This window comes from Fulvimarina thalattae (assembly GCF_040239565.1).
GTDB lineage: Bacteria > Pseudomonadota > Alphaproteobacteria > Rhizobiales > Rhizobiaceae > Fulvimarina.
On sequence record NZ_JBEHWS010000001.1, the window covers coordinates 327,955 to 351,168 of the forward strand.

Here is a 23,214-nt window from a genome sequence, read left to right on the forward strand (position 1 = left end):
TGCCGGCGCGCAGTCAGACGGTCCGATTGGCCGTCTCGTTATCCATCGGAAGGTCGGCGAGGCACCGCCATCGGACCCGGCACCGGACGTGCCCGAACGGCCTTGTATCCATTCCGCGCCTTTGCTCCCGGTCCGCGACTTCGGCAGTCGTTGCGAGAACCGCGCCATCCGCCGCCACAAGGGCAGGCATCGTGCGATGCCGGGAATTGCCCCGGCCTGTGGAGCCATACGATGCAAGAACTGCGTTTCGCGCCGCCGCCAGCTTCTTTTCGTCCTCCGACAATTCAATATCGAAGCGCTCGTCGAAGACGAGGCGAGGGGGCAGCCAGGCTTCGGCGATCACCGGCGGACCGGCCCGTCCGAATTCGCGCTGAAAGAGGATTGTCGCTCCGTCCGAGCGGACCAGCGTACCGCCGAGCGTAGTGGCGAGTGCTGAATTCTCCTGGTTGAGCCTCTCTGCCAGCCGCCCGATCGCGGCGCGCTCCGCCGGGTGCGCGTTGCCTCCGATGGCGCGGACGATGCGCGCCAGCAGGTCCTCCCCAAGATCGTTCGGCAGGTTTCGGAACCCCGGCTCAGCCAGGGCCACGCTGCCCGCTTCGTCGTCGAAGACAAGCTGATCCTGCTCCATCATGACCGTGATTTTACGGGCCAGCTCCTGCTCGCCGCGGCTCCTGCGACCCTCTGCCTCGCGCTGGATCGCGACGATCTCCGCAATCCGCTCCTCCGACATTGCTGCGATGTCCTGACGATGCCGCACGCGCGCGAAGCGACGGTCCTCGTTCGAGGGATCGGCGACCGCCGCGATGCCGGCCTCGACGAGAACTTTCCGCAGGCGGTCTGGTGTTTCCTCAAGAAAAGGTCGGACGAGCGCCAGACCGGGTTCCAGATCACGGCATCCCCGCATTCCGGCAAACCGGCTCTGCCGATGGCCCCGCTCCATCGCATGAAGCACGGTCTCGATCTGGTCGTTCAAATGATGCGCGGTCAGAATGGCGGTCGCACCGATGCGATAAGCCTCATCGGCCAACAACCGGTACCGTGCCGTGCGCGCGGCCGCCTGAAGATTGCTGGCTCTGTTCCAGCCTGCCCAGACCAGGACTTCATGCGGTATGTCGAAGCGTTTGCAGACCTCGGCGACATAGACCGCTTCCTCGCGTGCCTCGGGCCGCAAACCGTGATCGACTGTCGCCGCATGGATCGCAAAACCGGAGCGCGACAACCGACTCGCCAAGAGAAGAAGCGCGAGAGAATCCGGCCCGCCCGAGACGGCGACAAGAAGCCGAGTGGGCGCCTTTTTTTGACCCGCCAGCTGGCATTGAAACCGCAGCAGATCTTCAAGATCGCCCGGCGACAGCGGTTCCGTGCCGGGCAGCGCTTCCGGATGATAGAGTTTCAACGACCGGGAGCGGTCAGCACTGTGCGTTTTTCTGCTCTTCGCCGAGCTTGCGGCGCACGGAATCGCTCATCTGCGGATAACGATCGCCGACTTCGCGATAGGTGATGCACGCTGTTTCGTCATTACCGAGGGCGGCCAGCGACATGCCGAGCTTCAGCATCATATCCGGCGCCTTGTCGGCTTCCGGATTGTCTTTTTGTCCATTCAGGAAGACTTCGGCCGCGTCGGCATAGAGCTGCTGCTGATAGAGGCTTTCGCCCAGCCAGTATTGCGCGTCGGCGGCGTCGGGCGCATCCGGGTAGGTCTGCACATATTGCCGAAACGACTGCTCTGCGTTCGCATAGTCGCCGGCAAGAAGCTGATCATAGGCCTCGTTGTAGACCGTGCCGGCATCGCCCGAGGCTGCGGCGACAGGCTGGTTCGAGGTCGCAGGCGGCGTGTTGCCGCGGTCTCCCGATCCACCGGAATCGCCGATGATCCCGGCGATATCCTCATCCGAAAATCCGTCCGTCGGTGCGGCTGCGGTGTCCGATCCCGCGCCACCGTCAGCGCCGGTACTCGTCCCTGTATCAGTGCCGAGATCGCCGCGCTGATCGGGAAGACCGTCGCCGGAGCCCGCCGAGCCTGCGCCTTGCTCAAGGTCCTGAAAGCGGAACTCGTTGTTTTCCTGGGCGCGGCGCATGTCCTCCTGGGACTGCAACAGCTGGAAGGAAAGTTCCTCGACCCGTCCGTTCAGCCGGCGAACCTCGTCCTCCAGCCGCTGGATACGCGACAGGACATCGCCGGACTGCGCCAGTACGACCGGAGCATTGCCGGCCTGCGAGCGCTCAACGGCTTTGGGAGCGGCTGGCATCGTAAAGGCCGATGCCGCGGCAGGTGCTGTCAAAAACGCTGCCGAAGCGAGAACCGCAACGAGGCTCGGACGGCGAAACATGGGTGAACTCCTTCAGGTGAATGGCTTGTGGTCACCGGGTGAACGGGCGATTCTCAGCTTGTCCCGTTCATACTAGGTCGGACCTTTAGCAGTTCGACGGAATTCAAGCCAAATTCAGGCGAAAAGCGGCCGGTCTTCGGATGCCTCGCTATTCAGCGATCGTCGATCTTGCGGAATTCACGCTCTCCAAATGGAAAATGGGGTTGTTGAAACGCCAGCCTCCGTCCCACCGCCAGTCTGTCGGCCTTGTCCGAAAGTCAGTCGAAATTGAGTAAACTTGAATATTCGGCATGTTCTTTCTCGTATCGGCTTTGAAATGTAGCGGAGAGTTTTCCAAAAATTGCTGATGCAGTCTGTGTAATAATTGCATACAGAAGCTCCGGCCAACAACTGCGCTCATACTACGAAACTGGCCCATTAATTTTTGTCAGGTCGGAGGCAATGTCGAGGGGCTAATTATTATAGCGATTTCATCTCTCGTCTTCCTAAAAGAAAGAAATCATAAGCACTTTAGTGTTTTCATGCTCCGATCGCGCTGACTCCGGGATCATCATGAAGATTTTTCAGAATGCGGCCTCACGAGAGATTTTGATTCTGTCCGTCTTTGGACTGGTGATCTGGGGGCTTGCCCACAACTACGACGCATTTGATTTCCTGGCTCAGTTTCTTGAGAAGCACGAGCGCTGGGAACTCGACGAGATCATCTTTGCTATCCTGTCGGCAGGTCTCATGGGTTTCGTCTATGCTTGGCGCCGCCTGAGAGAACTCCGAAAGGAAACAAGGCAGCGTAATGCGGCGGAGCTCGAGGCGGCATGGTTTGCCTATCACGACCCACTGACACAGCTTCCAAACCGCCATTTCATCGACGCGCGCCTCGCCGACGGGAACTGGGGTATCGCGGAGGTCGGGTCGGTCATTGCCGTCGATCTCGACGGCTTCAAGAAGGTCAACGATCTCGTGGGCCACCATGGCGGCGACGAATTGCTCGTCGTCGTCAGCCAGCGCTTGCGGAGCGCGTGTCCGACAGAGGTCATTATTCGGCTCGGCGGCGATGAATTCCTGCTGCTCACATCGGCTATCGGTGAGGACGCGAACGGTCTCTGCGATCAGATCATAGAGATCCTCGCCGCGCCGATCGTGATCTGCGGTATCCAGGTCGATGTGGGTGCCTCAATCGGGTTTGCACCCTATTGCAAGGTCCGTGGTTTCGAGGAGGCGATGCAGCAGGCCGATATGGCGATGTATGCCGCCAAGCGTCGGGGCCGTAACACAGTCTGCGCTTTCGAACCCAGCCTTCAGGATGCGCAGGTCGAGCGTGTCGAAATCGAGCGCGCGCTCCGCCATGCGATCGACGAGCATCAGATTCGCCTCCACTACCAGCCGCTGATCGACCTGGGAACGCAGCAGGTCCGGGGCTTCGAAGCACTGGCCCGGTGGACTCTCGAAGACCGCACGTCGATTCCGCCCTCGAAGTTCATCACAATCGCCGAAGAGGCGGGGTTGATCACCCGTCTTTCCGAGCAATTGCTGAGACAGGCATGCCTCGACGCCCTTACTTGGCCAAGCGATTTCTACGTCGCCTTCAACCTCTCTCCGATGCAACTTGCCGACCACCTTCTCGGTCTGCGGATCATTCGCATCCTGTCGGAGACGGGCCTGCCGCCCCATCGTCTTGAGGTGGAAATCACGGAAAGCGCGTTGATCCAGAATCTTCAGACCGCGAGGACGATTATCGATGAGCTTCGGACGGCCGGTATGACTGTCGCCATAGATGACTTCGGTACTGGCTTCTCCAGCCTTTCGCAGCTCGCCAATATCCCGTTCGACAGGATCAAGATCGACCGCAGCTTCATCGGTTCCTTCGAAGCCAACGCCAAACAGGCGAAGATCATGCGGTCGATCGTCGAACTCGGCCAGGGGCTGAACGTGCAGACGACGGCGGAGGGGATAGAACTCAAGAGTCAGTATGAACACCTGAGCCAGATCGGCTGCGTGCACGGGCAGGGTTACCTCTTCAGCAAGCCCCTACCAGCCGACCGTGTACCCGCTTTTCTTAAAGAGGCCGGTCAGCACAACGGATCTGCGAGACAACGCCAGATCGCCGGATAGGCGATCTCGGAAACTGTCAAAACATAGTCGCCACGATGACGCGACCTGACTGCGGATGATCCGCGGAAGCGCTTGCTGAACGGCGCAGGTTTGCCGCTGTTGACACCCGCGGCAGCCGTGCGCATCGGCGCGCGATTTTCAGGTTGACGATAAAAGCAAAGTATCCCCGACGAGTTGAAACTTTGCCGGATTCGGATCGTACGGTGTTGGCCATAAAAGGTGTTAAATCCTTGACTTGGAAGGCGAACCCATGCGTTCCCCGGCCAATGACAATCGCACGTTCTTCTCCAGATCGATTGCCGTCTTCGTTGCTCTCGCCTGGAGGGCGATCACTATTCAGCTCGCCGTCTTCTGGTCGTTCGTCGGCATGTGGATCTACGATTTGTTCTGAAATGAGGACGCGATTTCAGCACAAGCTCGCCCGTTGATTGCCGGACGCATTCTCCCGGCGCTTCAGAGAAACAAAAAGCGCAAGACAAAGACGACCGCGATCGGCACGGTCAGCAATGTCCACCATTGCCTGTGAAGGCGGATCGCCTCCAGAACGAGAAGGCTGTGGATGATCGGCATGAGATTGAAGGGGCCGAAAAGCTCGCCCTCAAATCCGCCGAGCGTTTCGATGGCAACGACCAGCGTCATCGCTGCGGCTAGCCCCACAACCCCGATCGCCGCCTTGTTCCCGTCATATGCCGGCACCGGCTCGACCGCATCCGGAGCAACGCCCACGTCCTCCATGATCGTTTTGGCCGTCTCGTAATCGCTTGCCCGCACCATGACCGCGATTCCGCCAAGCTGGATCTGTTGCCGCATCGCAAGGGCGCCGGCCTGCTTGGAGACGTGAACGAAGAGGCCATAGGCTTCGAGCCGGGACGCGAGCACCAAGGCGTCGCTGCCATGCTCAAAAATCTCGAGATTCACCAGGCGATCGCCCGAGGGTTTCGCTCCCATTCCGCCTTCTTCTTCCAACTCTGCGGCCCGAATTTTCCGCCGGACGAACCACGCGAGCCTATCGCTCGGCATTTGGAGCGGTGGTTTGTGCCATCGTGCATCCCCTCAAATATCGAGAAGGGACGGGACGAAATAGAGGATTGTAACCGCAGCGACCGCGACCAAAAGGACACTGCCGATCACCACCAGTGAAAGCTGGCGGGTCGTCAAACCGATACCCCACCGACCGCCAATGAGCCCGACGGCTATCAGATAGACAAGGGAGGAGACGAGAGGCTGCTGAATATCCGCCAGCTCTCCGGCAACCAGCTGCACGATCGAGGCAAGTCCGGCGGCGAGCGCGCCTTTCCACACCGGCGCGCCTGAAAGCCGCGCGCCAAGCGCGGCGCCGGCAGTTCCGCCAACCAGGCTCACAGCCAGGATCGCATACTCATTCATTCGAAAATCGTTTGTCGGAGAGGGGTGGCGAGCTGATCGGCACACTGCCTTCACGGTCGGCACGATGCGATATTTTGGTCGCGAAATTCAACCTCAGAGATGCCAAAAATTGCCAGCGGACGAAGTGCCAAATCCATCCACTGCGCCATCGACATCTGCCGAAATCCCTCGTTCACTGGCCGCAGGCAGCTGTGCAGCATGCGTTTTGGAGCGGCCCCTCACTGACGGCGCGCCGACATCGGACAGCCCCCTTGCAGGTTCGCAGACATGTCCGCGAAACATACGGCCCGGCCTCTGGCATCCGTTGCAACCCGTCGCGAGCCTGCGTGTTCTCGGGCAGCTTCACTTCAGCGGCGAGACCGAGTGCGATCAGCGCCTGGATGAAGGTCCATCCGAGATCGATCTGGCCGTCTTCCAGGCCAAGGCGCGCCGATTGCGGGAAGGCGTGGTGGTTGCCATGAAAGGCTTCGCCGAAGGTGACCAGCCCGAAAGAAGGCAGGTCGTAGCCCTGAACCGCGACGTCGTCGACACTCCAGCCCTGGTGGCCGCGGCGATGGGCGAAATGGCCGATCAGCCAGTGGCCGGTCAGCGAGACCGAAACGCGGACCGCAATCCCCCATACCAGCCAGCTCCAGCCGCCGATGGCGAAGAACAGGACGGCCCAGGGCAATTGCTGCGCCATCCAGGTCCGTTCGAGGAACCGATAGAACCGGTCGTCATGCACGGGTTTTTCGATGACGAAGGTGGGCGGATGGCGCAGGCTGACCGCGCAATGCATCTGCCACCACGCATCGACGAAGAACGAGCGACGATGCGCATGCAGCGGGTGGCAGTCGCGTTGACGCTGTGCCCAGTCGCGGATGTCATGCGCATGGATCATGCCGAACGGCCCGGCCATGCCGACGAGCGTACCGAGATAGACGAGGATGTATTCCACCGTCTTGCTGGTCTTAAACGAGCGATGAATGAGGAGGCGGTGCATTCCGACGGAATGGCCGGCGCAGATGGTGATCGCCGTCGTGACGACGAAGAGGATGAACGCGTCCCAGCTGAAGGTGAGGGGGCCGAGAACCAGCGCGCCCAGCGTCATGAGACCGGTCCAGATGGATTTTGTCGGCACCCAGATCACATCGCCATCAGTGGCACTGCTCTTCGGGCCTGCGATCATGCGTTCGGTTGAAAGGGTTTGCGTCGTGACCGCGGTCATCGTCACCTCCAGGTGTCACATCGCTCCGCGCTTGCAAAATGGCTGGCCAGAGAGCATTTAGGCCATAAGCTAAATATCTATTCGCCTAAATTAGATAATTAGGCAATAGTCTAATTATGCATTGAGGTGGACGTGGCAGAGCGGAACCCGGACGAGTTGATGGAAGAAGCGTTGAGTTCGAACGGCTCGTTCCAACGTGTCTTCGAAGCGCTGGCATCGGCCCCGCGCCGGCGCATTCTGGCCTATCTGGCCCATACGTCGATGACAGCGGGCGAGATCGCGGCGCGCTTCGACATATCGAAGCCCTCAATCTCTCAGCATCTAGGGGTGCTGGAGAATGCCGGCCTGATCGCCAAGAAGCGACAAGGCCAGTTCATTCATTATTCGATCGTGCCCAACAACCTTGCCAATACGCTGAACGGCTTCGTGCAGGACGTCTGCCCGGTGGCGCGCCCCCTCAAAAAGGAAAGCCGGCAGATTGCAAATACGAACGTCGATGGGCAGGAAGAAAACGGCTAGCATCAACTCGATCGCTCCGACGTCGGACATCTCCCAAAAGGGCCCCAAAGCGGACACCCGGTAAGAGCCTCTGCTCGTGGATTCGAAACCGCGGGACACCATCGAATGAACGACGAACTTGATTTCAGCAGGGCTTGGACGCTGCACAAGCCTGATGGGCTCGACCAGCTTTGCCTCGGCCAATTGCGACTCGGCATGACGCGCGAGGAGGTGGCGGCCGTTGCCGCCCCCTACGGCCCGGTCGAGCGGGTGGAAGATCACGCGACCCTCTCCGCTGGCATGGCTGCCGGTTTCGAGGATCTTGCAAAGTTCGGTTTCGCACCGGAAGAAATCGCCGACGCCAAGGCGGCCTGGGAGGCTGGGGCGGACACAACCGCCGACCTGATCATCGAAGACCGTGGTCTCGGCGCGCCCTCCCTCGACTATGTCGGCGGTCGTCTGTCGCGGGTCGCGACCGACCATCATTGCACGCAGCTCACACTGCTTGGCCGCCCAGTCTATGAGTGGGACGGGTTGGAGCTGCTTGCCGCGCTGGAGTCGATGGAAACGGGCGAGCCGCTCAGGGAAGGCGATACCGTCTTGTTCCCGCGTCTGTGCGTAACGGCGATGGGCTTTTACGGAGATCGGAATGACGGCACGACTGGCCTTCTGGACGATCCCGACGATCCCCGTATCCGCCATCTCATTCTGGAAGCCTATAAGCCGGTTATCGGTGCCCCAGCGCCTATATCCGTCACGTTCCGCAGCCCATCACCAGCGACATGAACCCGTGGCACGGTGCCGTTGAGGAGGGAGCGCCGTTCGCCAACCCTTACACGAAAAACGGGCGCCTCCCGAAAGAAGCGCCCGCTGAGAGTCGTGTGAAGCTGTCGAACGTGCCTGATCAGCTGCCGGCGCCGCCGAGGACCGTTACGGCGCGCCGGTTCTGCGACCAGCAGGAGATGTTGTCGCACACCGCCACCGGCCGTTCCTTGCCGTAGGAAATGGTGCGCATGCGGCCCGCATTGACGCCGAGCTGGGAAAGATAGTCGCGCGTGGCGGCGGCGCGGCGCGCACCGAGCGCAAGGTTGTATTCGCGGGTGCCGCGCTCGTCCGAATGGCCTTCGACGGTGATCTGATACTGCGGATACTGGTTCAGCCACTGGGCCTGGCGCTGCAACGTCTGCTGTGCGTCGGCTGTGATCGCCGAAGAATCCGTCTCGAAAAAGATGCGGTCGCCGACATTCACGGTGAAGTCCTGCGAGGAGCCCGGAGCGCCGCCTGCGCCACCCTGACCGTTCATCCCGGCCCCGCCAAGGCCAAGTCCTGCGGCGTTGTCCGGCAGGGCGTCCTGCTTGTTGGCGCAGCCCGCGACCATCAGCCCGGCAAGGGCGACAATTGCAAGGCGGCTCTTCAGAATGCGCGAGAGGCTCATGGCCAACTCCTTCGAAGGCTGTCGTTTCTCTTAACCGGAGGCTTACCGCGTTTTCGCTTAACGCCCCCTTAAAGCAGACCGGATCGCGACCTGCTTTCACCCCTTGGTTAACGGCCCCCAAGCCATTGGCGGGATTGATTGTCTTCCCTATGCCTAAGGCATTGTGCTGCGTTGCGAAAGGCAAAAACCGTTAGACGATTCGCGATGCGTGCCCGCAACAGCCAAGAGTTTAGTGCGACGAGGCTTGCGCGAGCCTGACACTGCCGCGCCGCAAAAAGGAAGGCCGGCGCCTATCGGCACCGGCCTCGTTTCATCAAGATCACGTTCTTGCGATCAGCCGAGAACGGGCGACCAGGCCGGATCGGACGCGAACCCGTTGGTCGGCACCTTCTGCTCGTTGCGACCCGACAGGTCGATCGACCACAGCTGCGGTCCGCCGCCACCCTTCTGGTCGCGGAAGAACATCAGCACGCGGCCGTTCGGTGCCCAGGTCGGGCCCTCGTTGTGATAGCCCGTCGTCAGAATGCGCTCGCCCGAACCGTCCGGCCGCATCACGCCGATCTGGAACTGGCCGCCCGACTGCTTGGTGAAGGCGATCAGATCGCCGCGCGGCGACCAGACCGGCGTCGAATAGGAGCCGTCTCCGAAAGAGATGCGCTGCTGGTTCGAGCCGTCGGCATTCATCGTGTAGAGCTGCTGGCGCCCGCCGCGATCGGATTCGAAGACGATCCGCCCGCCGTCCGGCGAATAGGAGGGCGATGTGTCGATCGCCGCCGTGTTCGTCAGCCGCTGCGTGGCGCGTGAGCGAAGGTCCATGGCGTAGATATTGGCGTTGCCGTCCTGTTGCAGGCTCATCACCACCTTCTGGCCATCCGGCGAGAAGCGGGGCGAGAAGGTCATGCCCGGGAAGTTGCCGACGATCTCGCGCTGGCCTGTCTCGAGCTGGAGGAGATAGACCCGCGGTTCGCCGTTGCCGAAGGACATGTAGGTGATTTCCTGCCGGTTCGGCGAGAAGCGCGGCGTCAGCACCAGGTCCTGGCCCTCGGTCAGATAGCGCAGGTTCGCGCCGTCCTGATCCATGATGGCGAGGCGCTTCACCCGGTTCGCCTTGTTGCCGCTTTCCGACACGAAGACGACGCGGCTGTCGAAATAGCCGTTCTCACCGGTGATCTGCTTGTAGATAGCGTCCGCGATGATGTGCGCGATGCGCCGCCAGTCGTTCGGATCGGCATAGAACTGCTGCCCGTCCATCTGCTGGCCGGCGAAGGTGTCCCACAGGCGGAACTCGACGCGCAGCCGGCCATCGGCTTCCCGCGCGACCCGGCCAACGACCAGCGCCTGGGCATTGATCACGGTCCAGTCCTGGAAGCTCGGCGAGGTGTCTGGCGTCAGGCCCGTCTGGATGAAGGCGGCCTTGTCGATCGGCTTGAAAAGACCAGAGCGCTTGAGATCCGCTTCGACGACGCTCGAAATCTGGGCGCCCAGGCCGTCCTGCGACTGAAAATCGGTGATGGCAATCGGCAACGGCTCCACATTGCCGCCCGTAATGTCGATCGTCACCCGCGCCTGTGCGGCTCCAACCGCCATGAAGCAGGCCATGCCGAGGGCGACCAGCGCCGCGGAAAGGGTCCGCATGATGCTCGTCCGGGAGAAGTCCATTGTCGTCCTGTCCCTAAAAAAGGTTGTCGTTCTGGCGCCTGTCGCGGCGCGTCGTCAGTAGCTGTCGCCGGGCCGGAACTTGAAGGCCAGCTCCGACCAGTCGTCGTAGTTGTCGGCGGAAAGCTGGTAGCGTCCAGTTTCGGCACAAATGCGAACGGCGCGCACGGCACTGTCTTCATAAGCGCGCCGTGTTGCAGGATCGCCACCCGTCGCCGTGGCGCGGGGCCGCGACTGCAGCGTTCCATCCCGTTCCAGTTCGAGAGAGATCTCGATGACGATGCCCTCCGAACCGAACGAGCCGGTGGGCTCGTACCAGCAGTCCTTGGTCGCCCGGCGAAGGGCGTCTATCTCGCTGGCGCTCAGCGTCGTCCCTGTCGTCTGGCGCCCGCCGAGCGCGGCCGTCTGCTGCTGGCGCTTGGCGCCACCACCGGCCGACTTCTCCTTGTTGAGAAGCGCGGCGATCTGGTCGGCATCGAAGGTTTTTTCCTCGGACTTCGTCTCGGTCGGCTTTTCCGGCTCCGGCGTTTCCTTGGGCTCCGGCCGCTTCGGCGGTTCCGGCTTGGCTTCGGCCACCTCAACCGGCTTCGGGCGTTCTGGCTTGTTCTTCGGGCGCGGCACGTTCTGCGGCGGAGCCGGCTCCGGATCGGGTTCCTCGGCCGCCTGCTCGATCGCCTCGCTCACGGGGTCCGGGGCGGGCGCCTCGGGCTCGCTTTCCGCTTCCTGCGGCTCGGGTTCCGGTGCAGGCGTCGGTGCCGGCTCGGGAACGGCCTCTGGCTCCGGCACCGGATCGGGCAGGGCCGGCTCCGGCTGGGCTTCGGCCGCCGCCGTCTGAACCGTCTCGCGCGGTGCCGCTCTTGGAGCCGGCGCGGAATCGAGATCGACTTCGTTTTCGCCGACATTCTCGGCTTCCGGCACGGGTTCGGAGGTGTCCTCGGTCGACTCCGGCGCGCTTTCCTCGGCCATCGGTGCGTCTTCCGCACCGCGCACCATCTGCGAGAACTCCTCGACCGAGATGATATCGACCGGCATGCTGTCGTCGGCAATCGTCATGGGGTCAGGCGCCGACAGGGCCCAGAGACCCCAGGTCAGCACGACCCCGTGTACGAGTGCGGATGCGGTGAGCCCGGTCTTCATCGAGGGCCTTTACGCGTTTCTCTCTTGATCGGTCACGAGACCGATATTGCGGAAGCCTGCGGCGGAAATCCGCGCCATGATCTTCATGACCGTCCCGTACTCGGTCGTCCGGTCGCCGCGCACGAAGATGCGCTCGTCATAGCCGGTTTCCGCGATCGCCTTGAGCTGATCGACGATGTTGTCTGGATCGACCTCGTTGTCGTTGAGATAGACCGTTCCGGCCTCGTCGACCGCGATGGTGATCGGCGTCGTCTCCGAATTGATCGCCTTGGCCTGGGTCTCCGGCAGCTTGATCGGCACGCCGACGGTCAGCATGGGCGCCGCCACCATGAAGATGATGAGCAGCACCAGCATCACGTCGACCATCGGCGTCACGTTGATCTCGCTCATCGGCGCGCGGCGGCGTGAGCCCCGTCCCCGGCGGCGCGAGCCGCCTGCGCCTGATGATCCTGTCGACATGCCCATGATTGTTCGCCTCTCGAAGCCGAGATTGGGTTGGGATTAGGCCGCGTTACGCACGTTCTGCCGCTCGTCGATCTGCCGCGACAGGATCGAGGAGAACTCGTCGGCAAAGGACTCCATTCGCAGGCCGATCTTGCCGGCATCCGCGGAGAGCTTGTTGTAGGCGATGACGGCCGGGATCGCGGCGACGAGGCCGATCGCGGTGGCGAGAAGCGCCTCGGCGATACCGGGGGCGACGACCGCAAGCGAGGTCTGCTGCGAGCCGGCGATCGCCTGGAACGAGGTCATGATACCGATGACGGTGCCGAAGAGGCCGACGAAGGGCGCTGCCGAACCGATGGTGGCGAGGAAGCCGAGCCGGGACTCAAGATGGTCCATCTCGCGGGCGAGCGTCACGTCCATCGCCTTCTCGATGCGCTGCTGCAGGCCGATCGGCGAGCGCGCACCTTTCTCGAAGCTCTTCTTCCATTCGCGCATGGCGGCGACGAAGACCGCGCCCATGCCGGACGGTTTGCGGTCGACCAGCGCCTGATAGAGCTCTTCCAGCGAGCGGCCCGACCAGAACTGGTTCTCGAAATTGTTGAGCTGCCGGCGCATGGCGGCGTAGCGCATCGTCTTGTCGACGATGATCGCCCAGGTCCAGACCGAGGCGGCGATAAGCCCGATCATGACGAGTTTGACGATGAAGCCGGCTTGCCAGAAGAGATCCCACATCGAGACCCCGGCTGCATGGTTCAAGCCTTCGGTGACGATATTGTCGCCCATAGTCCCCAATTACCCCTTGCCGGCGGCTGGTCTTCGCGTCTCGCGGTTGACGGTGCCCGATGCTGCCGGGCGAGACCGTTCGCCGCTTCAGGACCGTCCCAGCTCCCCCCGAGCTGAGCCGTCCATGTCCCGCGAAGTGTTTCGGTCGGTTCGAACTTCTGATCCGGCGCGAAAACTGCCGCTTGTCTCAAATGCCGTTCATCCACCCCTGCCATTCCCTTATCGAAACGAATTCGGTGAAAGAATGGCGGGCAGCCGGACGCCCGGCCCCGCCGCGATTATGAAATGATTATGGTTAACGGGTGGTTAGTCGCGGATGGAAGCTGCCCCACGTTCCTCATTCACTAACTCAAAAGAAGAGAGGGCGCATGGCGCAGGCAGCCCGGCACGGTAACTCACGATGGGAATGCCGTCCTATCCCTCTCGTCATTCCGGGCTTCCAAACGCGCCTATCGCCCGTCCTCCATGAATCTCACATCCTTGTCGAAGGCAGTGAGCGGAAACGCCCTTACCTCCTTCGTCATCCCGGCCCACGAGCCGGGATCCATTCCTCTTGCCTCTCCGCGAGTATGGTGGTGCCGCCGCCACCGAAGTCAGGGAGGGCAGGCCTCCGGCATGGATCCCGGATCAAGTCCGGGATGACGAAGCTCACTGAAATCGAAAAATCCAAAAATCTTATCCTCACCCTCTGAGCCACCCGCATAATCCCCCTCGCCACGCACCCAGGGGGCACGGGTGATCGCCGGGATCGCTTCGGGTGCATGGCTTGCGGGTCTGCGGCGGTGTTCCTTCCGGAGGAACAGCGCCCCGGACGCCTCGCGGCTCCGTTGGTCCCTCGCGTATTACGGCGCGGGTGCGGATCGGTCCGCTTGAACGGGAAGCCGGCAAGGCTCCCCGTGAAGCACCAGCAGCCGCCGATGGTTTGGGCCAAGCCCGACGCGAAATCGTCCGAACGGCACCTGCACCTCGGAGCGAGGCGGGCCAGCCGACGGAGGAGGACGCATCGGGCAAGGCAGGAGCGATCGGCGAAGCGAGCGCGACAAATCCCGTGCGGAGCGCCGGAGGTGAGCCGCATACAAAAAGTTTCGGAGGGCTTGCCTCCGGCGCTTCGCCGCCCTCTTCGGACGGCATGGAAGGGCGTGTTGAGAACTCCGGTCGTAACGGGCGCGGAGAGGAACGGCATGTCTTCATTCCAAGGGGCTGGACAAACGGCGAGAAGCCGGGCCGAACCGGCTTCAATTCTGCGTCAGACCGCTTGGTAACCCCGTTGCCGACTTCGGGGTGACGCGCGTCATCTTCGTGTTATGCCTTGGGTTCGATCCGGCGTTGGGCTCGCACTCGGCCATTTCGCCGCAAAACCGCCGCTTGCCATTGGCAAGAGGAGGGGGAATACTTATTTCCGAGGACGTTGCGCGGGCGGTACTCGCGCCGCCAGGCCAGGACGACTGATGAATCAGAACTTCCGTAACTTCGCGCTGTGGGCCATCATCGCCCTTTTGCTGATTGCGCTGTTCCAGCTGTTTTCCAACGGCTCGCAGACCGCGAACTCTCGCGAAATTCCCTATTCGCAGTTCCTCTCGGACGTCGATTCGGGCCGCGTCACCTCGGTCACCATTCAGGGTCAGAAGATCACCGGCGCCTATAACGACGGCAGCCAGAACTTCCAGACCTATGCACCCGACGATGCCAATCTCGTCGAGCGGCTGGAAAGCAGTCAGGTGCGGATTACGGCTGCGCCCCCCGGCGACGATACCAATCCGATCTGGTCGATGCTTCTGTCCTTCGGCCCGATTCTCCTGATACTCGCCGTCTGGATCTTCCTGATGCGCCAGATGCAGGGCGGTGCCGGCGGCAAGGCGATGGGCTTCGGCAAGTCCAAGGCCAAGCTCCTGACCGAGGCCCATGGCCGCGTCACCTTCGCGGACGTCGCAGGCGTGGACGAGGCCAAGCAGGACCTCGAAGAGATAGTCGAGTTCCTCCGGGAGCCCCAGAAGTTCCAGCGCCTCGGCGGCAAGATTCCGCGCGGCGTGCTGCTCGTCGGCCCTCCGGGCACAGGTAAGACGCTGACCGCACGTGCCGTCGCGGGCGAAGCGGGCGTGCCCTTCTTCACGATTTCCGGTTCGGACTTCGTCGAAATGTTCGTCGGCGTCGGCGCGAGCCGCGTCCGCGACATGTTCGAGCAGGCGAAGAAGAACAGCCCGTGCATCATCTTCATCGACGAGATCGACGCGGTCGGTCGTCATCGTGGCGCCGGTCTCGGCGGCGGCAATGACGAGCGCGAGCAGACCCTGAACCAGCTTCTCGTCGAGATGGACGGCTTCGAGGCGAACGAGGGCGTCATCCTCATCGCCGCGACGAACCGTCCGGACGTTCTCGACCCGGCGCTGCTGCGTCCCGGCCGTTTCGATCGTCAGGTCGTCGTGCCCAACCCGGACGTCACCGGCCGCGAGAAGATCCTCAAGGTCCACACCCGCAACACGCCGTTGGCACCGAATGTCGATCTGAAGACGATCGCGCGCGGTACGCCGGGCTTCTCAGGTGCCGATCTCGCGAACCTCGTCAATGAGGCCGCGCTGATGGCGGCCCGCCGCTCCAAGCGCCTCGTCACCATGCTCGAACTCGAGGATGCCAAGGACAAGGTCATGATGGGTGCCGAGCGCCGGTCCATGGCCATGACCGAGGACGAGAAGAAGCTGACGGCCTATCACGAGGCCGGTCACGCCCTCGTCGGCATCCATGTTCCGGGCAACGATCCGCTGCACAAGGTCACGATCATTCCGCGTGGCCGCGCCCTCGGCGTCACCATGAACCTGCCGGAACGCGATCGCTACGGCATGCGCAAGAACGAGATGGAAGCCCGTCTCGCCATGATCTTCGGCGGCCGCGCGGCCGAGGAGATCATCTACGGCGAAGAGAACGTGACGACGGGTGCCTCCAACGACATCCAGCAGGCGACCAACATGTCGCGTGCCATGGTCATGGAATACGGCATGTCCGACAAGCTCGGGCGTCTGCGCTACAAGCAGAATCAGGACGAGGTGTTCCTCGGCCATTCTGTCGCCCAGCAGCAGAACATGTCCGAGGAGACGGCAAAGCTGATCGACTCCGAAGTGCGCGGGATCGTCGAGGTTGCCGAGAACAAGGCGCGGCAGATCCTTAACGACAACATCGACCAGCTGCACCTCCTGGCGAAGGCGCTGCTCGAATACGAGACGCTGTCGGGCAAGGAAGTCGACGATCTGCTTCACGGCCGTCCTCTGACCCGCGATATGGGTGACGACACGCCGCCGAGCCGTGGTTCCTCGATCCCCAAGGCCGGAACGTCCCGTCCCAGCCACGGCGGCGAGACCGACGAGGGCGGTATGGAGCCACAGCCGACCTGATCCAGACTTGGATGTTCCTATTTAAAGATCACGCGATGCCGAACCTCTCGGCATCGCGTTTCTGTTTGAACGCGCGGAAAAATTGCCAAGCGCCCCTCTGCGGGCTAGGTCTCGTAACATGCTGACGCGCTACTATCATCATCCGATCTTCGTCGAGCATCTCACCGGTCCGGGCCACCCCGAACGGCCAGAGAGGCTGGTCGCTGTCGAACAGGTCCTGGAAGACGAGAGCTTCCAACTTCTCGACCGCGAACTCGCCCCCGAAGGGGAATTGGAATCGATCACTCGCTGCCATCCGCACAAGTTCGCCGAAGCGGTCGCCAAGGCGATCCCGGAGGAGGGCCTTGCGCGGATCGATGGCGACACGATCATCAGCCCGAAGAGCTTCACGGCCGCGCTGCATGCCGTCGGCGCCGCGACCGCCGCAGTGGACGGAGTCGTTGCCGGTAAATGCAAGAACGCCTTCGTCGCGGCCCGCCCGCCCGGCCACCATGCCGAAAAGACGACGGCGATGGGCTTCTGCCTGTTCAACACCGCCGCCATCGCCGCCCGCCACGCCCAGTCGGTTCACGGCCTTGGCCGCGTTGCCATCATGGATTGGGATGTCCACCACGGAAACGGCACGCAAGACATCTTCTGGTCCGATCCGAGCGTGATGTACTGCTCGACCCATCAGATGCCGCTCTATCCGGGTACGGGCGCGAAATCCGAGACCGGAGCCGGCAACATCGTCAATGCGCCGCTTTCGGCGGGTGATGGGGGCGAGAAATTCCGGGAAGCCTTCGAGACCCGCATCCTGCCGGCGATCAATGAATTTCAGCCGGATCTTATCATCATCTCGGCCGGGTTCGACGCCCACTTCCGCGATCCGCTCGCCAATCTCAAGCTGACGGACGCCGATTTCGACTGGGCGACCGGCAAGCTGATGGACGCTGCCGCGACCCATTGCGACGACCGGCTGGTGAGCGTGCTGGAGGGCGGCTACGATCTGCAGGGGCTCGCCGTTTCGGTGAAGGCCCATGTCAAACGGCTGCTCGAAGGCTGAGCCTTCGCCGGGACGAACAAGTAAAGAGATTTCATGGCCGACGAACAGACCGACGACATCCCCGCGGACGATTCCGACATCAAGCGCATGACCTTCGAACAGGCGATGGCCTCTCTGGAGCGGATCGTCAGCGATCTCGAACGCGGCGACGTGCCGCTCGATCGCTCGATCCGCATCTACGAGCGCGGCGAGAAGCTGAAGAACCACTGTGACCGGCTGCTGTCCGCGGCCGAAGACAAGGTGGAAAAGATCAAGCTCAACCGTGCCGGCAAACCCACCGGCACTGAGCCGCTCGATACGGACTGAACGGAGCGGGCAAGGGGTTCGCTACCGAACGGAGCGCAACTTTCGCAGGACGGATGCGATTTGACGCAAGAGCCTGAAACCCGAAAGGCTTGATCGCGACCCCCACTACACGATTTAAATGTCGAACGGTTCCAGAGAGCCAGATAACCTGGCCGGCCGATACGAGTTAAGAGGTTCTTGCGCAGTGTCCCAAACCTTGAAGACGCCGCTCCTCGACCAGATCGATACGCCCGCTGATCTGCGACGGTTCAAGGAAAAGGACCTGAGCCAGATCGCCGACGAGCTTCGTGCCGATCTGATCGACGCCGTCTCCCAGACCGGCGGACATCTGGGCGCAGGCCTCGGCGTTGTCGAACTGACCGTCGCCCTCCATTACGTTTTCAACACGCCGGACGACCGGTTGATCTGGGACGTCAGCCACCAGGCCTATCCGCACAAGATCCTCACCAAACGCCGCGAGCGCATGCGCACCGTGCGCCAGGAGGGCGGGCTTTCCGGTTTCGCAAAGCGCACCGAGAGCGAGTACGACCCCTTTGGCGCGGGGCATTCGTCGACCTCGATCTCGGCTGGCCTGGGCATGGCCGTCGCGCGTGATCTGGCGGGCGGAAAGAACAACGTCATTTCGGTGATCGGCGACGGCGCGATGAGCGCGGGCATGGCCTATGAGGCGATGAACAATGCCGGCGCACTCGACGCGCGCCTCATCGTCATCCTCAACGACAACGACATGTCGATTGCCCCGCCGACGGGTGCGATGAGCCATTATCTGGCCCGGCTCGTTTCGGGCAAGACCTACCGGACGCTTCGAAACCGGGCGCGCGACTTCACCCAGAAGCTTCCGGATTTCTTCCGCGAAGGCGCCCGCAAGACCGAGGAATATACGCGCGGCTTCTTCACCGGCGGCACGCTCTTCGAGGAGCTGGGCTTTTATTACATCGGCCCGATCGACGGTCACGACCTCGACGCGCTGGTGCCGGTGCTGAAGAATGTGCGGGACGCAGAGACAGGGCCGATCCTCGTCCATGTCGTCACTAAGAAGGGCAAGGGCTACGAGCCGGCCGAGAACTCCGCCGACAAATATCACGGCGTTTCGAAGTTCGACGTCATCACTGGCGCGCAGTCCAAATCGAAGGGCAATGCGCCGAGCTATACGAACGTCTTCGCGTCGAGCCTCATCGAAGAGGCGCGGCACGACGACAAGATCGTTGCGGTCAATGCGGCGATGCCGGCGGGAACCGGCCTCGACAAGTTCGCAGATGCCTATCCGACCCGTACTTTCGATGTCGGCATTGCCGAACAGCACGCGGTCACCTTCTGCGCGGGGCTTGCGACCGAGGGCTACAAGCCGTTCGCGGCGATCTACTCCACCTTCCTGCAACGCGCCTATGACCAGGTCGTGCACGATGTGGCGATCCAGCATCTGCCGGTCCGCTTCGCGATCGATCGCGCCGGCTTCGTGGGTGCCGACGGGGCGACCCATGCGGGCTCGTTCGACACGGCCTATCTCTGCCCGCTGCCCGGTTTCGTGGTCATGGCCGCGAGCGACGAGGCTGAATTGCGCCACATGGTGCGCACGGCTGCGGCCTATGACGAGGGGCCGATCTCGTTCCGCTATCCGCGTGGCAATGGCACCGGCGTCGATATGCCGGAGCGTGGCGAGGTTCTCGAAATCGGCAAGGGCCGGCTGATCAAGGAAGGTTCGAAGGTCGCGATCCTCGCCTTCGGTACGCGGCTTGCGGACTCTCTCGCTGCCGCCGAAGAGCTAGACGGTTACGGGCTGCCGACGACTGTCGCCGATGCGCGCTTCGCCAAACCCCTCGATACGGACTTGATCGAGCGTCTCGCCAAGAACCATGAGGTTCTGATCACGGTGGAGGAAGGCTCGAGTGGTGGCTTCGCCTCCCAGGTGCTTCAGCATCTCGCCAGCGTCGGGCTTCTCGACATGGGCCTCAAAATCCGTCCGATCGTCATGCCGGACAGTTTCGTCGACCACGGGAACCCGACGAAGATGAACGCCGACGCCGGCCTCGACAAGGCGGGCATCGTCTCGACCGTGTTCCGTGCGCTTGGGCGCGAGGAGAAAGAGGCCGCGAAGCGGGCGTGATGGCCGAAGCGCGCCACGACCGCAGCCAGCTTTCATTGCGAAGCGGGTGATAGGCAGCTTATGGTCGTTGTTTTACGCTCGGGCGGTCTGCGTGTGGTAATCTAGCTGGACGACCATGAACCGGCGCACGTGCATGTTCATGGAGACGGAGAAGCGAAGATCGATATCTCGGGCGACGATCCAAGGTGAATCTCGAACCGTATGACGCGTGGCGAACAGCGGAAGGCGGCAGCGCTCATCAAGTCCTATCATGCCGAGCTTCTTGACCGCTGGAGGCAAATCCATGGATGATTTTGAATTCAGCGAAGCAGATATCGAGGCAGCGGAGCGTGCCGCGAAAGTCAGCGATCGCTTTCGTCCGCTGCCCCGCTCCGTCAGGTATGATGCCGCCAGCGGACGGGTTGTCGTCGATTTCATGAACGGCTCCGTTTTCACGGTTCCTGCCCGCTCCCTGCAAGGCCTCCAAAATGCGTCGGACGAAGCCTTGGCGGAGGTGGAGCTTCTCGGCGAAACCGGCCTGCGCTGGGTATCACTGGATGCGGATTTCCGAATCGAAGGGCCCATGGCCGGTATTTTCGGCACGGCTCGGTACATGGAAGAGAGAAAGAGCAAAACGCATGATGCAGCCGCGACGGATGCTGCCTGAACTGCTTTGATAAAACCCGATCAGGCTTGCGAGCTTGCACCTTGCCCGTCGCCGGATCACATTCGCGGCAATGACCACATTCGATTCGCCCTTCGCCGACCTGCCGGACACTGGGTCCGGCTCGACTATTCGCCTCGATCAGGCGCTGGTGGCGCGAGGGCTGATGCCGACGCGCTCCCGAGCGCTCGATGCGATCAAGCGTGGTGGGGTGACGGTGGACGGGCGCCCGGCGCGGAAGGCGTCGCTCATGGTTGCAGCCGATGCCGAGATCGCCGTGGACGATCCGGCGGCCGGTTACGTCTCGCGTGCCGCGCTGAAGCTGATTGCGGGGCTCGATGCCTTTGCTATCGATCCGGCTGGGCTCGATTGCCTCGATATCGGGGCATCGACCGGCGGTTTCAGCCAGGTGCTTCTGCAACGTGGCGCCGCGCACGTAATCGCGATCGATGTCGGCCATGATCAGATGCATGCGAGCCTGCGCGAAGAGCGAAGCCTGACGGTGATCGAGGGCCTGAATGCCCGCGATCTGACGGAGGACGATCTGGATGGACATGTGCCCAATCTTCTCGTTGCGGATGTCAGCTTCATCTCGCTGACTTTGGCGCTGCCGCCCGCTTTGGAATTGGCGGAGGATGGCGCGCGAGGTCTGTTTCTCGTGAAGCCGCAATTCGAGGCGGGCCGGGAGGCGATCGGCAAGGGTGGCCTGTTGAAGGAACCGGAGACGGCTGGCGCGGTGGCCCAGGGCGTCGCCGATTGGCTCGGAATGCAAGAAGGATGGACGGTCGACGGGTTGATCGCCTCGCCGATCGCCGGAGGCGACGGCAACCGCGAATTCCTGCTCGCGGCGACTAAACGTGGTGACAAGGCATGAGCCGCGAAGTCACCATTGAGCGGCTTGGGGCCCAAGGGGACGGCATTGCCGAAACCGGCAATGGCCAGCTATTCGTGCCTTTTACGCTGCCGGGAGAGGTGGTGCGCGCCGATCTCTTCGAGGGGGAGAAGCGCGGAACGCCGCTGGAAATCCTGAAGGCATCTGATGAACGCGCCGAGCCGCCCTGTCCGCATTTCGGAACCTGCGGCGGCTGCGAGTTGCAGCATGCTTCGCCGGCCTTTTATGCCGAGTACAAGCGTGGAATCGTTGTCGAAGCGCTTTCTCGCCACGGGATCGAGGCCGATGTCGCCCCGCTGGTGACCTGCGCGCCCGGCACGCGGCGACGGGTGACGCTGACGGCTGTGCGTGCCGGTTCGAAAATGCTGCTCGGCTTTCACGAAGCCCATTCGGACCGCGTCGTGTCGATCGGCCCCTGTCCCGTTGCGATGCCCGGGATTGTCGAGGCTTTGCCCGCGCTCGAAAAGCTGGCGACCATCCTGATCGACCGGAAGGCGCCGCTGAAGCTCACGGCGACGCAGACCGACACAGGGCTCGATATCGCCGCGAACGACGCTGCAAAGCTATCTGAGGAGCGTCACCGGCAGGCGGTGTCCCATGCGCTAGCCTCGAAATTCGCGCGGCTGACGTCGAACGGCGAGGTTTTGGTCAAAGCACGACCGCCGCAGGTTTTCTTCGGCGGCATCGCTGTCGAGCCGCCGCCGGGTGGTTTTCTGCAGGCCGTGGCCGCCGCCGAGGACGCGATGGCTGAGCTGGTGCTCGGTCATCTCGCAAAGGCCAAGCGCGTCGCCGATCTCTTCGCTGGATCGGGAGCCTTTACGCTGCGGCTTGCGAAAGGCGCGAAGGTGCATGCGGTGGAAGGCGAAGCCGGCGCGCTGGCTGCTCTCGATTCAGCCGCGCGGCAGGCATCCGGCCTGAAGCCGATCACGCAGGACAGGCGCGATCTCTTTCGCCGTCCGATGACGGTGAAAGACCTTAAGCCTTACGACGGTGTCGTCTTCGATCCCCCGCGAGCGGGCGCCGAAGGCATCGCCAATGCACTTGCCGGGTCGGCTGTGAAGCGCGTCGCCGCCGTTTCCTGCAATCCGCAGACGCTCGGCCGCGATCTGCGCATTCTCATCGATGGCGGCTATAAGCTCAAATCGGTAACGCCGATCGATCAGTTCCTCTGGTCGCACCACGTGGAAGCAGTCGCACTTTTGGAGCGTGGTCGGTGACTGATTTCCTGACCCAGTACGGCTACGGCTTCATCGTCGTGGTCGTTTTGCTGGAGTCGGTCGCAATGCCCTTGCCGGGGGAAAGCCTCGTCGTCGCGGCTGGAATGCTGGCGAGCAGCGGCAAGATGAACATCTTCCTCGTACTCGGCGCCTCTTTTCTTGGCTCGATCCTCGGCGACAATATCGGCTATTTCGTCGGGCGGCGCTACGGACGTGCGGCAATCGTGAAATGGGGAGATCGGGTCGGCTTCGACGAGGACAAGCTGACCATGGTCGAGGAGAAGTTCCAGTCCTACGGCTTCGTTATCGTTCTCATCGCGCGCTTCGTCTTCATCTTGCGCCAGCTCAACGGCTTCGTTGCCGGCATGATGCACATGCGCTGGCTGCAATTCCTGCTTTATAATTCGATTTCCGCAGCGCTCTGGACGGCAGCCTATGGCTTGACGGCCTACTACTTCGGCAAGGCGCTGACGCATTTCCTGGAGGAACAGTCGACCTGGGCGATCATCGCGATTTCAGGCTTGATCTGCGCCATCGGCATGTTCGGCACCTACAAGGTGCTGTTCGACGCCAAGAAGGAAAAGAACGCGAAAGGAACGCAGAAGAACGGGCGGGAAGAACGCGAAGAGACCGTCTGAA

Annotated in this window: 23 protein-coding genes; 13 read left to right on the plus strand and 10 right to left on the minus strand. The window is 62.4% G+C overall.

Annotated elements, in window-relative coordinates; genetic code table 11:
• Window positions 1-13: 13 nt before the first annotated feature.
• Both tilS and ybgF read right to left on the minus strand, forming a co-directional pair.
• On the minus strand, window positions 14-1,396 hold the full coding sequence (gene tilS, locus ABRA89_RS01515; protein WP_349939681.1) for a tRNA lysidine(34) synthetase TilS: 1,383 nt from the start codon (window positions 1,394-1,396) through the stop codon (window positions 14-16).
• A gap of 13 nt (window positions 1,397-1,409) precedes the next feature.
• Window positions 1,410-2,330, minus strand: coding sequence for a tol-pal system protein YbgF (ybgF, locus tag ABRA89_RS01520; protein ID WP_349939682.1), 921 nt, complete (start codon window positions 2,328-2,330; stop codon window positions 1,410-1,412).
• 552 nt (window positions 2,331-2,882) lie between these two features.
• Here ybgF and ABRA89_RS01525 point away from each other — a divergent pair.
• Both ABRA89_RS01525 and ABRA89_RS01530 read left to right on the plus strand, forming a co-directional pair.
• Window positions 2,883-4,439 (plus strand): putative bifunctional diguanylate cyclase/phosphodiesterase, encoded by a 1,557-nt coding sequence (locus tag ABRA89_RS01525; protein ID WP_349939683.1) that lies wholly within the window; start codon window positions 2,883-2,885, stop codon window positions 4,437-4,439.
• A gap of 250 nt (window positions 4,440-4,689) precedes the next feature.
• The gene (locus ABRA89_RS01530; RefSeq protein ID WP_349939684.1) at window positions 4,690-4,830 is read left to right on the plus strand and encodes a hypothetical protein; all 141 of its coding nucleotides are present in this window, start codon (window positions 4,690-4,692) and stop codon (window positions 4,828-4,830) included.
• Between the two features lie 62 nt (window positions 4,831-4,892).
• On the opposite strand, the gene ABRA89_RS01535 is transcribed toward ABRA89_RS01530, so the two are convergent.
• The 3 genes from ABRA89_RS01535 to ABRA89_RS01545 all read right to left on the minus strand — a co-directional run bounded on the left by ABRA89_RS01535 (window position 4,893) and on the right by ABRA89_RS01545 (window position 7,032).
• On the minus strand, window positions 4,893-5,387 hold the full coding sequence (locus ABRA89_RS01535; protein ID WP_349939685.1) for a hypothetical protein: 495 nt from the start codon (window positions 5,385-5,387) through the stop codon (window positions 4,893-4,895).
• 105 nt (window positions 5,388-5,492) lie between these two features.
• The gene (locus ABRA89_RS01540; protein WP_349939686.1) at window positions 5,493-5,825 is read right to left on the minus strand and encodes a hypothetical protein; all 333 of its coding nucleotides are present in this window, start codon (window positions 5,823-5,825) and stop codon (window positions 5,493-5,495) included.
• A gap of 172 nt (window positions 5,826-5,997) precedes the next feature.
• Window positions 5,998-7,032: an acyl-CoA desaturase gene (locus tag ABRA89_RS01545; protein WP_463671232.1), complete on the minus strand. Its 1,035-nt coding sequence runs from the start codon at window positions 7,030-7,032 to the stop codon at window positions 5,998-6,000.
• 159 nt (window positions 7,033-7,191) lie between these two features.
• Here ABRA89_RS01545 and ABRA89_RS01550 point away from each other — a divergent pair, with 159 nt between their 5' ends.
• Entirely contained in the window at window positions 7,192-7,551 is a 360-nt protein-coding gene (locus ABRA89_RS01550; protein WP_349939965.1) for a metalloregulator ArsR/SmtB family transcription factor, read from the plus strand.
• 105 nt (window positions 7,552-7,656) lie between these two features.
• Entirely contained in the window at window positions 7,657-8,316 is a 660-nt protein-coding gene (locus ABRA89_RS01555) for an RNA-binding protein (protein WP_349939687.1), read from the plus strand.
• 118 nt (window positions 8,317-8,434) lie between these two features.
• On the opposite strand, the gene pal is transcribed toward ABRA89_RS01555, so the two are convergent.
• The 5 genes from pal to tolQ form a co-directional block, all read right to left on the minus strand.
• Window positions 8,435-8,965, minus strand: a complete 531-nt coding sequence (gene pal, locus ABRA89_RS01560; protein WP_349939688.1) for a peptidoglycan-associated lipoprotein Pal — start codon at window positions 8,963-8,965, stop codon at window positions 8,435-8,437.
• Window positions 8,966-9,298: 333 nt separating this feature from the next.
• Entirely contained in the window at window positions 9,299-10,564 is a 1,266-nt protein-coding gene (gene tolB / locus ABRA89_RS01565) for a Tol-Pal system beta propeller repeat protein TolB (protein WP_463671243.1), read from the minus strand.
• Window positions 10,565-10,678: 114 nt separating this feature from the next.
• The gene (locus tag ABRA89_RS01570; protein WP_349939690.1) at window positions 10,679-11,758 is read right to left on the minus strand and encodes a hypothetical protein; all 1,080 of its coding nucleotides are present in this window, start codon (window positions 11,756-11,758) and stop codon (window positions 10,679-10,681) included.
• 9 nt (window positions 11,759-11,767) lie between these two features.
• Complete coding sequence (gene tolR / locus ABRA89_RS01575; RefSeq protein WP_349939691.1) at window positions 11,768-12,223, minus strand: protein TolR; 456 nt, start codon at window positions 12,221-12,223, stop codon at window positions 11,768-11,770.
• Window positions 12,224-12,259: 36 nt separating this feature from the next.
• Window positions 12,260-12,985, minus strand: coding sequence for a protein TolQ (gene tolQ, locus ABRA89_RS01580; protein ID WP_349939692.1), 726 nt, complete (start codon window positions 12,983-12,985; stop codon window positions 12,260-12,262).
• 1,448 nt (window positions 12,986-14,433) lie between these two features.
• On the opposite strand from tolQ, the gene ftsH reads away from it, so the two are divergent.
• The 9 genes from ftsH (at window position 14,434) to ABRA89_RS01625 (ending at window position 23,213) form a co-directional block, all read left to right on the plus strand.
• Window positions 14,434-16,368, plus strand: a complete 1,935-nt coding sequence (gene ftsH / locus ABRA89_RS01585; RefSeq protein WP_349939693.1) for an ATP-dependent zinc metalloprotease FtsH — start codon at window positions 14,434-14,436, stop codon at window positions 16,366-16,368.
• Window positions 16,369-16,486: 118 nt separating this feature from the next.
• Window positions 16,487-17,413 carry a histone deacetylase family protein gene (locus ABRA89_RS01590; protein WP_349939694.1) on the plus strand — a complete coding sequence of 309 codons (927 nt, stop codon included), beginning with the start codon at window positions 16,487-16,489 and terminating at the stop codon, window positions 17,411-17,413.
• 33 nt (window positions 17,414-17,446) lie between these two features.
• Window positions 17,447-17,719: an exodeoxyribonuclease VII small subunit gene (locus ABRA89_RS01595; RefSeq protein ID WP_349939695.1), complete on the plus strand. Its 273-nt coding sequence runs from the start codon at window positions 17,447-17,449 to the stop codon at window positions 17,717-17,719.
• 184 nt (window positions 17,720-17,903) lie between these two features.
• Entirely contained in the window at window positions 17,904-19,823 is a 1,920-nt protein-coding gene (dxs, locus tag ABRA89_RS01600) for a 1-deoxy-D-xylulose-5-phosphate synthase (RefSeq protein ID WP_349939696.1), read from the plus strand.
• A gap of 105 nt (window positions 19,824-19,928) precedes the next feature.
• Window positions 19,929-20,012 (plus strand): DUF4160 domain-containing protein, encoded by an 84-nt coding sequence (locus ABRA89_RS01605; protein ID WP_349939966.1) that lies wholly within the window; start codon window positions 19,929-19,931, stop codon window positions 20,010-20,012.
• A 61-nt stretch (window positions 20,013-20,073) separates the two neighbouring features.
• Complete coding sequence (locus ABRA89_RS01610; RefSeq protein ID WP_349939697.1) at window positions 20,074-20,469, plus strand: DUF2442 domain-containing protein; 396 nt, start codon at window positions 20,074-20,076, stop codon at window positions 20,467-20,469.
• Window positions 20,470-20,539: 70 nt separating this feature from the next.
• Entirely contained in the window at window positions 20,540-21,340 is an 801-nt protein-coding gene (locus tag ABRA89_RS01615; RefSeq protein ID WP_349939698.1) for a TlyA family RNA methyltransferase, read from the plus strand.
• On the plus strand, window positions 21,337-22,575 hold the full coding sequence (locus ABRA89_RS01620) for a class I SAM-dependent RNA methyltransferase (protein ID WP_349939699.1): 1,239 nt from the start codon (window positions 21,337-21,339) through the stop codon (window positions 22,573-22,575). The genes ABRA89_RS01615 and ABRA89_RS01620 overlap by 4 nt, the downstream gene beginning before the upstream one ends.
• A complete protein-coding gene (locus ABRA89_RS01625) occupies window positions 22,572-23,213 on the plus strand; it encodes a DedA family protein (RefSeq protein ID WP_349939700.1) in 642 nt (213 codons plus the stop codon). The genes ABRA89_RS01620 and ABRA89_RS01625 overlap by 4 nt, the downstream gene beginning before the upstream one ends.
• The last annotated feature ends 1 nt before the right edge of the window (window position 23,214 follow it).